Origin of the sequence: Pedobacter frigiditerrae (assembly GCF_004331645.1) — a bacterium.
GTDB lineage: Bacteria > Bacteroidota > Bacteroidia > Sphingobacteriales > Sphingobacteriaceae > Pedobacter > Pedobacter frigiditerrae.
In genome coordinates this window covers 719,380-735,485 of sequence record NZ_SJSK01000003.1, presented here as the reverse complement: position 1 = coordinate 735,485, position 16,106 = coordinate 719,380, and the positions used below count along the sequence as shown (strand labels likewise).

The following is a 16,106-nucleotide window of genomic DNA, read 5'->3' as shown; positions in this document are numbered from 1 at the left end:
AATTATCAAGAAGCAAATCTATATTAAAAGTAGTACTATGAAAGAATTTTATCTGGATTTTGTGAATTTTAGATTGCTATATAATTAAATACTGATGTTTTTGAATCTAAAAAATCGATTTATTATTGAATCAGATGGATGGTGATGACAATACTTAAATACCGTTATGTTTAAACATTTAAAAAAAGCCATTTTTTTGTAAAAAAAAATATTGCAACACAATATCGATAGCTGTATATTGCGCTCTATTTTTTTAAAAATTTAACATTAAATTAACTTAAATGAAACAAAAATTACTAAAATTATTTGTTTTGAGTTTGCTAACGATTAGTTCGGCATTTGCTCAAAGTAAAAAAATTACGGGTAAAGTTTTAGGAGCAGAAGATGGTCTTCCGATTCCTGGAGTTTCCGTAAAAATTAAAGGCACTAATAATGCCGTTCAAACAGAAACCAATGGTAGTTATAGTATTGCCGTACCAAGTGCAGAAACAGTATTGGTTTATTCTTACTTGTCTTATGTAACTATTGAGAAAACTGTGGGAAACCAAACAACCATTAACGTTTCTTTAGAATCAGATAGTAAGGTTCTAAATGAAGTATTAGTAGTTGGTTATGGTACATCTACCAAAGGGGCTTTTACTGGTTCAGCATCAAATGTAAAAGCAGCTGACCTAGCTAACAGGACAGTAACAAATTTAAATAATGCTTTGGCTGGAGCTGCTCCTGGTATTCAAGTTAATGCAGGGAGTGGTCAGCCTGGTTCTGGCCCAGCGATTCGTGTAAGAGGTTTTGGGTCTATTTCTGCTTCTAATGATCCATTATATATTGTAGATGGAGTTCAATACGCTGGAAGTATTTCAAACATAAATGTTGATGATATTGAAAATATATCATTGCTAAAAGATGCAGCATCCTCTGCTTTGTATGGATCTAGTGCTGCAAATGGAGTAATTATTGTTACAACGAAAAAAGGCAGGGCTAATCAAGATAAATTAGGCGTGAAAGTACTTCAAGGACTTACATCAAGGGGAATTCCAGAGTATGAAACGGTTGATGCGTATCAATATTATCCTTTAGCATGGCAAGCATATAGAAATAGTTTGGTTTATCCTGCTACCGGTGCAGCACAAACTCTTTCAGCAGCTAATACTGCAGCCACTAGTACAATTAAGTCGCTTTTAGGAAATAACCCATTTAATGTTGCAGATAATGCAATTGTTGGAACTGATGGTATGTTAAACCCTAATGCTTCTTTAAAATATAACGATTTAGATTGGGCTGATGATATTACAAGAGTAGGTAATAGAGGGGATTATGGCTTAAACTATAGTGGAGGAAACCAAAAATCTGATTATTATGTTTCATTAGGTTATGTTAATGAAAAAGGTTTTGTTGTTAGATCAGACTTTAATAGGTTTAGTGGACGTGTAAATGTAAACACTAATCCTATGAAATGGTTTAAGACAGGATTCAATATTGTTGCTAACATTACAAAATCAGATCAAGCAGATGCTGACGGTAGTGGTAGTATTGTAAATCCATTCAACTTTTCTAGATATATGGGGCCTATATATCCAGTTTATGCACATAATCCAACTACAGGTGATTTTATTTTAGATGCTGGTGGTAATAAAATTTATGATACTGGTAATCTATTGAGTCTTTATGGAATTCCAAATCGTCCATCAGGTGCTTATGCAGGAAGACATATTGTTCAAGAAACATTATTAAACAGTTCTCAAATTAAACGTAATGTTCTTGGCGGTAGAACTTACGGAGAAATTACTTTCTTAAAAGATTTTAAATTTACAACAAATGTTGGTGTAGATATTTCTAACTATTTCTTTAATGATTATCAAAACAAAATCGTTGGTGATGGGGCTCCAAGTGGAAGAGCAAGAAATACAAGTACTACAACAACTACATATACAATTGAGCAATTATTAAATTATAATAAAACAATTGACGAGCATAATTTTTCAGTATTAGTTGGGCATAATAATTATGATTATGGCTACAAATATTTAACTGGTGCAAGAAATACACAAATCTTAGATGGTAATTCTGAATTAATTAATTTTGCTACCACTACAGATTTAAGTTCTTATACTGATGATTATAGAAAAGAGGCATTGTTTGCTAGATTAAACTATGATTATCAAGGAAAATATTTTATTTCAGGATCTTTCCGTAGAGATGGTTCATCTAAATGGGCACCTGGAAAACAGTGGGGTAATTTTTATTCAGTAGGTGGTGCGTGGATAGTTAGTCAAGAGAAGTTCTTGAAAAATGTTTCTTGGTTAAATTATTTGAAATTAAGATCTTCTTATGGTCAATTAGGTAATGATGGTATTTCTGGTTTATACAAATATCAAGCATTTTATAACTTAGATAATAATAATGCAGGTGAACCAGGTATTGTATTAAGTTCATTACCAACTCCAGATTTAACTTGGGAAACTAATACTCAAACAGATGTTGCCTTAGAATTTGCTTTGTTTAAAAATAGATTAAATGGTAGTGTTGAAGTTTTTGATAGAAGATCAAAAGATTTGTTATTCAATGTACCATTACCATTATCAGTTGGTATTGGTACAATAGCAAAAAACATTGGTACAATGTGGAATAAAGGTATTGAAGTTCAATTAGGTGGTGATATTCTAAAATCTAAAGATTTTAAATGGGATGCTAATGTGAATTGGACAATTACTAGAAATAGAATTACAAAGATGCCTGTTGAAACGCCTACAATTATCAGTGGAACAAAACAATTAGCTGTTGGGCATTCAATTTATGATTTCTGGCTACGTCAATGGGCTGGTGTAGATCCTTCTGATGGTGCAGGCTTATATTTAATCAATCCTGCTAGCCCAGGTTTAGCTGCTGATACAAGAACAATAAATGGGCAGTCATTTACAGTGAATCCAAACAATGCTTTGTTTGATTATAGCGATTCGGCAATTCCTAAATTTTATGGAAGTATCACAAATACATTTACATATAAAAATATCTCACTATCTGTATTGTTAAACTATCAAGTTGGAGGTAAATTCTACGATGGCACTTACCAATCATTAATGAGTTACAGCTCGTATGGTGGTGCTTTACATGTTGATGCACTAAACAGTTGGAAAGCGATTGGTGATGCAGCCTCAATCCCTCGTCTAGATGTTGGGAGATCAACTAATTACAATGCAACTTCATCTCGTTTCTTAGTAGATGCTTCTTATATTAACATGAGGTCTGCAACTTTGGCTTATACCTTGCCAGCTTCTTTAGTAAGTAAAGTTGGTTTAAGTAATGTTAAAGTTTATGGATCAGGAGAAAACCTATTCTTAGTATCAAAACGCAAAGGTTTAGATCCAACTGAATCATTTACTGGAGTTAATTCAAATAACTATACCCCAACGCGTTTTATAAGTTTAGGTATTAATGCTACATTTTAAAAGTAATTATCATGAAAACAAAATATAAATTATTTATTCCAGTAGCTATGATAGTCTTAGCGCTGGGGTCATGTAAAGACGATTATTTAGACACTCAACCTACTGATAGGGTAGCTAATACAGCTGTTTTTACGACAACTACAAATGCTATGGCAGCTCTTAATGGTATACATAGATCATTATATGTTCAATATTCAAGGCAAGAAGAAGGTGGAGAAGGGGCTGTACACTTAAACATTGATTATATGGGAGAGGATATAGTTAATACGGTGAGCACAACTGCCTACGGTGTTCATAAGTGGGTAACACACAGAAGTGCAACTAATCTTAATAATTCCTTTATTTATTCTTTCTACTATAAAATCATTGCTAATGCAAATGCTATTATAGAAAATATTGATAATTGCAGTGGCCCTGTAGCAGATAGAAATGCAATCAAAGGTGAAGCATTAGCTTATAGAGCTTGGGCTCATTTTGTTTTGGTTCAAGTATTTGGAAAACGTTATGATGCAGCTGGTAATAACACACAACCAGGTGTACCATTGGCGATTAGTACTGTAATTGATGCAACTCCTGGTAAACCTAGATCATCAGTTGAAGATGTTTATACTCAAATTAATAAAGATATAGATGCATCTATCGCAGCGTTTGCAGCTGGCGCAACAGCTCGTCCAAATAAATCTCACTTTAACATTAATGTCGCTAAAGGCATCAAGGCTAGAGTTGCTTTGGCTCAGGGTAAATGGGCTATTGCAGCACAAAATGCATTAGAGGCAAGAACCGGGTTAACTTTAATGACTAATGCTGAATATTTAGCTGGATTTAATAACTATACCAATCAAGAATGGATGTGGGGAAGTAGACAACAAGAGGATCAAACTACTTACTTCTATTCTTACTTTGCTTATATGGGTACGTTTAACTCTACAGCAAATAGAACAGTTCCTAAACGTATGTTCTCAGTATTATATAATCAAATTGCTGCAACAGATGTTCGTAAGCAATTATGGGATCCAACTGGAAACAGTACGACATTTTTAGCTTATAATTTACCTGCTGGTGTAGTTTCTAACTCTACTGCTAGCTACAAACAAGGTAAATTTAGAAATGCTGGTTTAACAAGTATAGGCGATGTTGTAAATATGCGTGTTGCTGAAATGTTTTTAATTGAAGCAGAATCTAGGGCTCGTTTGGGATTGGCAGGTAATGCGGCAGAAACTATTGCTGCACAAGATGTTTTATTTACACTAGCAAAAAATCGTAACCCTAGTTATGTTTTAACAACAAATATTGGTAATGCGTTAATAAATGAGATTATGATTCAACGCCGTGTGGAGCTATGGGGTGAAGGATTTAGATTTTTTGATTTAAAACGTTTGGATCTTTCTGTTGATAGAACTGGTGGAAATCATACAGTTGCTTTATCTGGTGTATTATCAGTTCCTGCAGGTGGTCCAGAATGGCAATGGGCAATTCCACAAGATGAAATCAATTCTAATCCAGCAATTGGTCCTGGTGGTCAAAACCCTTAATATTTTAACTTTAACATATTTAACAAAAAACCCGCATTAAGCGGGTTTTTTGTTTTAAGGTGCTAATCTATTTGTTTGCCATTTTCCATTTATTAGATCGTATTTAATACGGTCATGTAAACGGCTAGTTCTACCTTGCCAAAATTCTATTGAGGTTGGTTTAACAATATATCCACCCCAGTGTGCAGGTTTAGGAATTGTTTTGCCTTCATATTGGTTGGTCAATTCTTCAACCTTATTTTCGAGTATTTTTCTGTCAGTTATAATTTGACTTTGAGGAGAAACTATTGCGCCGATTTGACTGCCCACTGGTCTCGAATGGAAATATTTTTCTGATGCTTCTTTAGATAATTTTTCAATTTTACCTTCAATTCGAACTTGTCTTTCTAGCTCTGCCCAAAAGAAAACTAAACAAGCTTGTGGGTTTTTCTTAATCTCTTTGCCTTTTGTGCTTAAGTAATTGGTGTAAAAACTGAAACCATTTTCATCAAATCCTTTTAACAAAACGATACGGGCATTAGGTTTGCCAGATTTATCGGCTGTTGCCAAAGTCATTACATTTGGCTCATATAATTGAGCATCAATCGCTGCAGAAAACCAATTTTCGAATTGTTTAATGGGATTCTTGTCTGCATCTTTTTCACTTAATTCTGCAGAGCGATAATCTTGTCGCAAACTTTGTATCATTTCTTTTGTTAGTTCCATGGCACAAAAATAGCCTTTAGTTTTTTCAATTTTTTGATTTAGAATATAATTTTGTTTGATTGTGATTATAGTACGATTGTTATATGCTACATTTTGGTATAATCATTCAGGTTTCTTAATTTTCACAAATGTTAAGTAAAGTGATACCTTCTACTGGAAAATTATTGATATCAGAACCATTTTTAAATGATCCGAACTTTAAACGTTCGGTTGTTCTAATGGCAGAACATAGTGATGAAGGTACTTTAGGCTTTATTTTAAATCATCCAAGTCAGTTTTTATTGAAGGATTTGGTGCCAGATTTTTGGCAAGCAGATTTTCCAGTTTTTATTGGCGGACCAGTGGAGGTTGATACGGTTCATTTTATTCATCGTTGTTATGATAAATTAAATAGTGGCGAAGAAATTGCAAAAGGAATTTACTGGGGCGGAAACTTTGAAACCCTTAAAATACTGGTAAACAATAATAGCATTGCAATAGATGAAGTGAAGTTTTTTCTAGGTTATTCTGGATGGGGAATAGACCAATTAAGTGAAGAAATTAATGAGAATACTTGGATAGTTTCCGACCAATTTCATCAAGATGTGGTATTTTCAAATAATGAAGAGGAACTTTGGCGAGAAGTTATCATCAATCTGGGTCCTAAATATGCTCACGTAAGTAATTTCCCGAGCGATCCAAGCTTAAATTAAATAGTCGGAAAGATAATGTTAATTAATCTTAAGGACATCCTAACTTTCGGACTACTTTTCTATGTCAGCTGCACTTTCTTCTACCTTTTTCTTCAAATCATCTTTATAAGCCTGCATTTTCTGAGCTAAGCTATCATCGGCAGTTGCCAAAATTTGAACAGCCAATAAACCAGCATTTTTAGCAGCATTTAAGGCTACCGTTGCAACCGGAATGCCATTTGGCATTTGAAGAATAGATAAGATAGAATCCCAACCGTCAATCGAATTAGATGATTTTACAGGTACACCAATAACAGGTAAAGTTGTAATAGAAGCAACCATTCCAGGCAAATGAGCAGCGCCACCAGCGCCAGCTATTATCACTTTTAAACCTTTTTGAGCAGCTTCTTTAGCATAAGTAAACATTCTTTCAGGGGTACGGTGAGCTGAAACCACGGTCATTTCAAATTCAACACCAAATTCCTTACAGATATCAGCAGCATCTTGCATTACATTTAAATCAGATTTGCTACCCATTATTATACCTACTCTTGCGCTCATATTGTTTGTTTTATGCTTTTGGTAATTCAGTAATTTTTTATTTATCGTTTGTTTTGCTTGCGATTGTCTCAATTCTCATATCGCACATCTCATATCTATTTAAGAAATCACTTTCAAAGTCTGCTGTATATATCTTGCTTTTTCAATAGCGTGGTCACGGTTTTGGTCTACGATGGTAATGTGACCCATTTTACGAAAAGGTTTGGTATATTTCTTTCCATATAAATGTACATAAACACCATCAATTGCCATTATCTTCTCTAATCCATCATATTTGGCTAAACCATCGTGACCTTTTTCTCCTAATAAATTAATCATTACCGCATTGCTTATAGAACGAGTATCGCCCAATGGTAAATTAAAAATTGAACGTAAATGCTGCTCAAATTGAGAAACATAATTACCCTCTATAGTTTGGTGACCGCTATTATGTGGACGAGGAGCTAATTCGTTAACTAGTATTTCTCCATTTTTAGTTACAAACATTTCTACTGCCAAAATTCCAGTAACATTTAAGGCCGATGCAATATCAGTAGCTATTTTTTCAGCTCTTTGCTGTATATCATCAGGGTAAGTTGAGGGAGAAATTAAAAATTCCACCAAGTTAGCTTCGGCATTAAATTCCATTTCTACCATCGGAAATGTTTTCATATCACCATTAGTGTTTCTGGCAACAATAACAGCGATTTCCTTATCAAAATCTACCAATTCTTCAATTAAAGATGGTGCTTCAAATGCATTATCTACATCTGCAAGGTTGCTGATTTTCATTACGCCTTTACCATCATAACCATCTTTACGTTGTTTTAAGATATATGGGAAAGGAAAATTTCCATTGGTTAAATCTGCTGCAGAACTTACCAATTGAAAAGGAGCGGTAGGAATGCCATTTTCCTTAAAAAACTGCTTTTGCACACCTTTATCTTGTATTAAACGAATAACACGGGATTGGGGGAACACCATTTTGCCCTCTTTTTCTAGTTGTTCTAAAGCTTCTATATTTACTTTTTCGATTTCTATGGTAATGATATCTGCCTTTTTCCCGAAGTTGTAAACCGTATCAAAATCTGTAATAGAACCACATTCGAACTTATTAGCAATACTTTTGCAAGGTGCATCTGGGTCTGGGTCTAAAACTAAAGTGGTTAAATTATAGTTGATGGCTTCTTGTATTAGCATTCTACCCAACTGTCCGCCACCTAATATGCCTAATTTTAACTCGCTTATCTGTTTTGCCATTATTTATAATAGATTTTTAAAGATGCAAAAATAACAAAAAATAAACGCCATTTGGGATTTTATGAAATCATTTAACCACACCTGCCTGCCGTGTAGGCAGGGATAAAAAGGATGGACACAGATGTTTTCTGTGTTATCTGTGTGCATCTATGGCTAAGAAATACAACGTAATGCTTAAAACTTATACCTTTGCCACAATGGATGCAGATGCAATAATTATTGGTGCCGGTGCTTGTGGATTAATGTGTGCTGTACAGGCGGGTTTTTTAGGAAAAAAAGTTATTGTACTTGAAAAGAATAGTAAACCCGGTGCTAAAATCTTAATTTCTGGCGGTGGGAGATGTAATTTTACCAATCAATGGACAACTACAGAACAGTTTATTTCTGCTAATCCTCACTTTTTAAAATCTTCTTTTAACCAATGGACAGTTGAAGATACCATCAGTTTTTTTGAAACTTATGGTATTGTGGGTAAAGAGAAAACTTTAGGTCAGTTGTTTCCAGAAGATAAAAATGCCAAAGACATTGTAGAAGTTTTTACATCGCTTTGCGAAGAAATGGACCAAGAGATTTGGTGCAATGCAGATGTTAAAGATATAGCGCAAAATTCAGAGGGTTTTACAGTAAACTATACCATTGGCGATAAAATCAAATCGATTATTGCACCTAAAGTAGTTATTGCCAGTGGCGGCTTGCCAATTCCGAAAATGGGGGCAACAGATTTTGCGTTAAGATTTGCTCGTAATAACGGATTAAAAATAATAGAAACTGCTCCGGCATTGGTTCCTTTAACCATTACAGGAAAAGATGAAGATTGGTATGCCCAACTTTCTGGAAACTCTATTTTCTGTGAAGTGAGTAATGATGAAATATCTTTTGAAGAAAATATTTTATTTACGCATTGGGGATTAAGCGGCCCTGCAATTCTGCAAATTTCTTCTTACTGGCGCAGAGGGGAAGTTTTCAATATCAACTTATTACCAAATCAAAACATTCTTGGATTAGTAGAAGAAGAACGCAAAACAAATGGAAAAATATTATTATCAACTTTGTTAAACCGTTTTTACGCTAAAAAATTTACAGATGCTTTAGGCAAGTTTTTACCTTTAACCAAAACGATAGCCGATTTAAGCAAAGCTGATATGGAGCTAATTCATCAAACTATTCACGAATTTAAAGTGAAACCAGCAGGTGATAAAGGTTATGATAAAGCAGAAGTGATGCGTGGTGGAATTGATACCAACGAAATTTCTTCTAAAACATTAGAATGCAAAAAGATACCAGGATTATATTTTGGTGGCGAATGTATGGATGTAACTGGTTGGCTTGGAGGCTATAACTTTCAATGGGCTTGGGCAAGTGGTTTTGTTATATCACAGAATTTGTAGTTTTTAAGAGTCATTGCGAGGCACGAAGCAATCCTAAAGAGATAGAAGGGGAACCAACCCAGTAAGGTTACTACTATAGGCCTATATAGAGCCTTAAAAGACGTAAGATGAACGAAGGATGAACGTAAGATGAACGAAGGATGGTTATTATACACTTAATCTACGCAGCTATTAATCCCTATCCTTAAATAATATTAAATTGTATTTTTGCACAAAACAAATCCTTTGAAAAGCGACCTTCTTTTAATTACACCACCATTTACACAACTGAATACGCCGTATCCAGCTACTGCGTATATTAGAGGATTTTTAAACACAAAAAATATTTCTTCAACTCAAGCCGATTTGGGTATAGAAGTAATTTTAGCACTGTTTTCTAAAAAAGGATTATCAGACTTGTTTTGTTATGCTGAGCGTAGTGGAAACGCATTGCCATTCTCTTTTAATGTTCAACGCATTCTAGCATTAAAAGAAGAATACCTAAAAACCATTGATGCTGTTATCGCTTTTTTACAGGGCAAAAACCCAACACTGGCTTTACAGATTTGTCAAGAAGATTTTTTGCCAGAAGCTTCTCGTTTTGCGCAGCTAGAAGAGCTAGATTGGGCTTTTGGCGCTATGGGAACACAAGATAAAGCCAAACATTTAGCCACACTTTATTTAGAAGATGTCTCGGATTTTATTGTAGAATCTGTAGACCCAAATTTTGGTTTTAGCCGGTATGCAGAGCGATTGGGCAGAAGTGCAAATTCATTCGATGAATTGTACGAAGCTTTAAAACAAGCACCTACTTATATAGATAAAATCCTAATTGATATTCTTGCAGCTAGGATTGAGGACGTTAAGCCTAAGTTATTCCTCATCTCTGTTCCATTTCCAGGGAACCTATATTCGGCCTTCCGTTGTGCGCAATTTGTAAAACAAAACTATCCTCACATTAAAATATCAATGGGCGGTGGTTTTCCAAACACAGAATTACGTTCGTTATCTGATAAAAGGGTATTTGAATTCTTTGATTATATCACACTAGATGATGGAGAATTACCTATAGAATTGCTTTGCAATGCGATTATAAAGGGTGGCGAATTTAATCTCTACAAAAGAACTTTTTTATTAGAGAACGGAGAAGTTATTTATAGAAACGATGCTTTGCGAAGTGACTATAAACAAGCTGATGTGGGTACGCCAGATTACACTGATTTGCAATTAGACAACTACATTTCTGTCATAGAAATTGTAAATCCGATGCATAGGATGTGGAGCGATGGGCGCTGGAACAAACTCACAATGGCACATGGTTGTTATTGGGGCAAATGTACTTTCTGCGATATTTCTTTAGATTACATCAAGGTTTATGAGCCTGTTGCCGCAAAGTTGATTGTAGATAGAATTGAAGATTTGGCTGAAAAAACTGGTCAGAATGGTTTTCACTTTGTAGATGAAGCGGCACCACCTGCCTTAATGCGTGAAGTTGCCTTAGAAATTTTAAGAAGAAAGATTTCTGTTACCTGGTGGACTAATATTCGTTTCGAGAAAAGCTTTACTGCTGATTTATGCTTGCTACTAAAAGCTTCTGGCTGCATTGCCGTTTCTGGCGGATTAGAAGTTGCATCTGATAGGTTATTGAAACTGATTGATAAAGGCGTAACCGTTGAGCAAGTTGCCAAAGTAACTAGGAACTTTACTGAAGCCGGAATCATGGTTCACGCTTATTTAATGTATGGTTATCCAACTCAAACGGTGCAAGAAACCGTTGATAGCTTAGAAATGGTTCGCCAGTTATTCGAAGCTGCAGTGTTGCAATCTGGTTTTTGGCATCAATTCGCAATGACGGCGCATAGTCCAGTAGGTTTATACCCTGAGAAATTTGGTGTAATTAAAGAAACTGAAGAGATAGGAACCTTTGCTAATAACGATATCAATTACACAGATAAAACTGGAATAGACCACAATCAATTTAGCTTCGGATTAAAGAAATCTCTTTTCAATTTTATGCATGGTATTTGTTTCGATTACAAATTGCAAGATTGGTTTGACTTTAAAATCCCTAGAACCACAATTCCATCTAATTTTATTTATAAAGCCTTGCAAGCTGATGAAAACTTGAATGTTAGGCCAACGGCCAAAATAGTTTGGTTAGGAGGGAAACCAACAACAGAAACCTTTACCAAATCTAAAAAAGGCAATACTTGGGAAATGATGACTTTGAATTTCCATAGTAAAAAAGAAACTTTTAGTATCCAAACCAATAAAAAAGAGGGAGAGTGGCTTGTTTCTATGTTGAATGAAGTTGCCGTTTCAAATGAGAAGACCTTGACTTTTCAAGAAATCAAAACTGATTTTGAAAACTCAATAGAACATTTTGAGTTATTCTGGTATTCAAAACCAATAAATACATTAAGGGAATTTGGACTTTTAGTTCTTTAAACTTAATTTAGTGTTACACTTCTATCTCAATATGGAACTTGTCTAAGTTTCAAGCTCATCTTAATTTTATTACTTCAAGTCCACCTAAGTGCGCCTTAACTCCACGTTATATCCACCCTTCCTTTGTTATTCCCGTTTCGTTCCTTCGATGTTCATACGTGATTCCTTCGTAGCAGTAAGTTGTAACATGCTTTAGTGTTTTAGTAAAGTGGTGGTTTTGTCGCACATACCTCGGACTTGCCTCGGAGCAAGTAGGATGGATGCCTGTTTTATTTTTGATTTATCCTGACAATAGGATCTTATAAAGAATAACTAAATTATCTGGGGGTTTTTCTCCGATACTTCTTTAATCACTTGATTTCTTGTTATCAATAAATTAGTCATATACTTTTTTAGTATAATTTTATTAAATAAGCTCCCAAATATGCCGTATGGAACACCGTAAGCAAATATATCTTTCATTATGGTTATTCCATCCTTTTCTTCAAAAAAGTGGTCGTGTTTAATGAAACTAAAGGCCCCTTTTATCATACAATCTTGAAAGTAATGAGGAGCTTTTAATTTGGTTATTTTTGAACTTAAAGTTTGGTAAATTCCGAAATGTTTAGCCTTCCAAGTTACTTCATCGCCTAATTCACATAAGCCACTTGTTCTGCCAGCAATTGCTTTTTCGTTGGTTTTGGCTGTAGATAATTGATGAATGTCTATACTTCTGGCACAATCAAATACAATTTGAATAGGGGCGTTAATGGAAATATGAAGAACTATTTCAGTTCCATCTTCCATTTTACCTTTTCCGTCTTCCATTTATTTAATCACAATTTGGTACTGTAAAAGTCCAAGTTTCAGATAATTTATAAGGAATAGAAAATGCAACACCTTTATCTAATTCAAACCATAATTTGGTACGAGCTTTTTCTCTAGTTCCGGTTTCATTCATCGTCATGCTATCGTACAATCTTCCGTTAACCATCACATATTTAATCCGCTCAGAGTTTCTAATGTCATCTAAAGGATTTGAATCAATTACAACTAAATCACCTAATTTCCCTACTTCTAATGAACCAATTTCTTTATCCATACCCAAATAGTGTGCGCCATTTAATGTGGCATTTCGGATTGCTTGTAATGGCGTAGCACCGCCTTGCACGAACATCCATAATTCCCAGTGCGCACCCAACCCTTGTATTTGTCCGTGAGCGCCTAGGTTTACTTTAGTTCCGCCATCGGCAATTTGTTTTACAGATCTTGAAACATCTATGTGGTTATAATCTCCATATTCAGATGTTGTTCTTCTTCTAGAACGAGAATCGATTATGGACCTTGGCGTAAAAGCCAACAATCTTTCATTTTCCCAGACATTCGTTCTGTCATACCAGTAATTTTCTCCCCATTGGCCGCCATAAGCTACAATCAAAGTTGGAGTATATCCCACAGTCGTATTATTCCAAAGGCTAGTCACATCTTTATAAACAGGAGCAACTGGAATGCTATGCTCAATTCCAGTATGTCCGTCGGCCACCATGTTCATATTTGTGAAAAATGTAGACCCGCCTTCTGGTACAACTTCCATTTTTAACTGTCTTGCAGCTTCTAATATTTGCTGGCGCTGATCTCTACGAGGTTGGTTATATGATTTTACTGAAAAAGCACCAACCGCTTTTAACCTTTTTAAATGAGACAAAGCATCATCTAAACTATTAATTACTACTTTAAAGTCGCCATCAGCGCCATATAAAATTGCACCAGTAGAGTATAAGCGTGGACCGATCATCCGGCCAGCCTTTAACATTTCACTTTGACTAAAAACCATCTCTGTATTGCTGCTTGGATCGTGAGCGGTGGTTACACCAAATGCTAAATTTGTTAAATAAGACCAATCTTGTTGTGGGCTTATTCCATCTGGGCTTGTACGTAAATGAGCGTGAACATCGATCATTCCTGGCATTATAGTTTTGCCATTAACATCTATAACTTTTGCATCTGCCGGAATGTTCACGTCAGCTATTTTACCAACAGCAATAATTTTATTGTTTTCTAGCAGGATGGTTCCTTCCTCAATAACTTCATCGCCTTTCATGGTAATAATTCTAGCACCTTTTAATGCTAATAAACCAGTAGGAACATCAGTTTTTAATTTTAAACCCAGTGCAATTCCGGCTGTATCTAGTTCTGGCAACACTTGAGGTGCACCTTCCACAAATGTGAAAGTATTTTTAACCTCTCTATTATAATATTGCTCCCCTAAGGTCCAAAGCAGTTTTTTACTATCGGCGCTCCAATGTAAATAAGTTCCGGCATCTTTTGTAACCCTTGCCAAAGGGATAGATTTATTGCTAGCAGATAAATCTAAAGCAATGCCAGTTGTAACCATAGGCGTGATGTAAGCATTGAAAAGTTCTGTAAAAGCCATCCATTTCCCATCTGGGCTAGGCACAAACTGATTTGCATATTGAGAGGTGTAATGTGTTCTTTCGTTTCCGCCATTCAAGTCCATGCTCTTAAATGCTTTTTTACCGGCCTCGTTTCCTTGGAAATAAATTCTGGTATCATCAATGTTAAACATCGGTTTGATACCATTTTCACTTATCAACGTTTTAACACCACCATTTGCTGGCATAATGAATATGCCCGTGTTTTTGCCGTATGTTAAGCCTAAAGTTTCGTTGCCGCTGCCTTTTCTGTAAATAATTTTATCACCTTTATTGGAGTAGGATGGCGAGTAATAATAACCTTTCTCGTCTGTTAATAAAGTGGTTTTGCCCGATTTTACTTCTGTTCTTTTGATAGCTCCCTTAAATTCATCACTCCATGTGGTATAAATTACGGCCTTTCCATCAGGACTAAACCTTGGTTCAAACTCAAAATCAATCCCATTGGTTAATCTTTCTGGTGTTCCATATGGTAATTCTTTTTTGTATAAATAACCAGCAGCATTAAATACTACAATTTTCCCATCGGGCGATGTAGTTAATTGCCTTACCATTTTAACCGTGAATTCTGGGCTAAAAACTTGCTGTTCGAAATGTAATGATTGTTGAACGGTTTGTTTGCTGTCTACTTCAAAAGGAATATCTGAAGCATAAGTTGAATTTAAATCAATCTGTTTGATTTTGCCTTTGGCATAAAATATAATACGTTTAGAATCTGGCGTCCATGCAAAGTTTGGATAAACACCAAAAACAGCCCAGGTTTCCTGCTGGTCGTGAGATAAGTCTTCGTATAAAGGAAATTCCTCCCCTGTTTTAATGTTCTCTAAGTATAAAGCAGATTTTAACCTAACTCTTTTTACATAAGCCATAAATTTGCCGTCTGGCGATATTTGTGGACGAGCAGAACCGCCTTGTTCGGCAATTAAGTTTGTTAATCTTCCCGTGGTTAAATCCAATTGCCTAATGGCATAAATTAATCCATTTGGGTCTTTGCTATATTCGAAATTCGGACCAGGGGAAACATCTTCACTAAAGTATAAAAATTTACCATCTGGCGATACATTTGGTTCTCCAGCATCTTGTTGGTCGTTTTTTCTTTTAGTTAATTGTACACCGTCGCCACCATATATACTGTACATCCACATTTCTCCAGCCCCTAAAGAACGTGACGCTGTAAAATGTTTACGAGCTACTAAATATTCACTATTGGGCATCCAAGTGGCATTATTTAACAAACGGAAAGTTTCTTTTGTAATTTGTTTTTTATTACCGCCTTCACGATCCATGATCCAAATGTTGTCTCCACCGCTTTTATCGCTGGTGTAAGAAATGTATTTCCCATTTGGACTATAACGAGGTTGTACATCAAAGGCAATTCCACCACTTATTAGTTTGGCTGATCCACCGGTAATGGGCATTGTATAGATATCGCCTAACAAATCAAAAACTATTTCGTTCCCATCCGGACTAACATCTAAATTCATCCAGGTTCCTTCGTCGGTTTTAATGTTGAAAGTTTTAGTCTGACCTTTATATTTTTCTACATCCCATTTTGGGGCTTCTTTTTGAGCTTGTGCTACAAATGAAAAGGTAAGAAATAAACTGCTCGTGAATAAGAAAAGTTTGTTCATATGGAGGGTTTAGATAAATTTTCCGCAATTTAATAATATCACATCGTTTTTATTAGTTTTGATGACACCTTTTT

10 protein-coding genes are annotated in these 16,106 nt (G+C 35.2%); 5 read left to right on the top strand and 5 right to left on the bottom strand.

The genetic code is table 11. The features are described from left to right. The first annotated feature begins 281 nt into the window (after positions 1 to 281). Together EZ428_RS14760 and EZ428_RS14755 are read left to right on the top strand one after the other, a co-directional pair. Positions 282 to 3,446: a SusC/RagA family TonB-linked outer membrane protein gene (locus tag EZ428_RS14760; RefSeq protein ID WP_131553930.1), complete on the top strand. Its 3,165-nt coding sequence runs from the start codon at positions 282 to 284 to the stop codon at positions 3,444 to 3,446. An 11-nt stretch (positions 3,447 to 3,457) separates the two neighbouring features. Continuing rightward, positions 3,458 to 4,978 (top strand): RagB/SusD family nutrient uptake outer membrane protein, encoded by a 1,521-nt coding sequence (locus tag EZ428_RS14755; RefSeq protein WP_131553929.1) that lies wholly within the window; start codon positions 3,458 to 3,460, stop codon positions 4,976 to 4,978. Positions 4,979 to 5,032: 54 nt separating this feature from the next. On the opposite strand, the gene pdxH is transcribed toward EZ428_RS14755, so the two are convergent. Next, positions 5,033 to 5,683 (bottom strand): pyridoxamine 5'-phosphate oxidase, encoded by a 651-nt coding sequence (gene pdxH / locus EZ428_RS14750; protein ID WP_131553928.1) that lies wholly within the window; start codon positions 5,681 to 5,683, stop codon positions 5,033 to 5,035. 128 nt (positions 5,684 to 5,811) lie between these two features. Here pdxH and EZ428_RS14745 point away from each other — a divergent pair, with 128 nt between their 5' ends. Then, positions 5,812 to 6,375 (top strand): YqgE/AlgH family protein, encoded by a 564-nt coding sequence (locus tag EZ428_RS14745; RefSeq protein WP_131553927.1) that lies wholly within the window; start codon positions 5,812 to 5,814, stop codon positions 6,373 to 6,375. 51 nt (positions 6,376 to 6,426) lie between these two features. Here the strand turns inward: EZ428_RS14745 and purE are convergent, their stop codons facing one another. After that, entirely contained in the window at positions 6,427 to 6,915 is a 489-nt protein-coding gene (gene purE / locus EZ428_RS14740) for a 5-(carboxyamino)imidazole ribonucleotide mutase (protein ID WP_131553926.1), read from the bottom strand. A gap of 99 nt (positions 6,916 to 7,014) precedes the next feature. Beyond that, positions 7,015 to 8,154, bottom strand: a complete 1,140-nt coding sequence (locus EZ428_RS14735; protein WP_131553925.1) for a 5-(carboxyamino)imidazole ribonucleotide synthase — start codon at positions 8,152 to 8,154, stop codon at positions 7,015 to 7,017. Positions 8,155 to 8,351: 197 nt separating this feature from the next. Here EZ428_RS14735 and EZ428_RS14730 point away from each other — a divergent pair, with 197 nt between their 5' ends. After that, entirely contained in the window at positions 8,352 to 9,542 is a 1,191-nt protein-coding gene (locus tag EZ428_RS14730) for a BaiN/RdsA family NAD(P)/FAD-dependent oxidoreductase (protein ID WP_131554038.1), read from the top strand. Between the two features lie 225 nt (positions 9,543 to 9,767). Continuing rightward, entirely contained in the window at positions 9,768 to 11,969 is a 2,202-nt protein-coding gene (locus tag EZ428_RS14725) for a B12-binding domain-containing radical SAM protein (protein WP_131553924.1), read from the top strand. Positions 11,970 to 12,281: 312 nt separating this feature from the next. On the opposite strand, the gene EZ428_RS14720 is transcribed toward EZ428_RS14725, so the two are convergent. Together EZ428_RS14720 and EZ428_RS14715 are read right to left on the bottom strand one after the other, a co-directional pair. Beyond that, positions 12,282 to 12,776 carry an SRPBCC family protein gene (locus tag EZ428_RS14720; RefSeq protein ID WP_225871070.1) on the bottom strand — a complete coding sequence of 165 codons (495 nt, stop codon included), beginning with the start codon at positions 12,774 to 12,776 and terminating at the stop codon, positions 12,282 to 12,284. A 4-nt stretch (positions 12,777 to 12,780) separates the two neighbouring features. Then, positions 12,781 to 16,032: an amidohydrolase family protein gene (locus EZ428_RS14715; protein ID WP_165501785.1), complete on the bottom strand. Its 3,252-nt coding sequence runs from the start codon at positions 16,030 to 16,032 to the stop codon at positions 12,781 to 12,783. Positions 16,033 to 16,106: the final 74 nt, after the last annotated feature.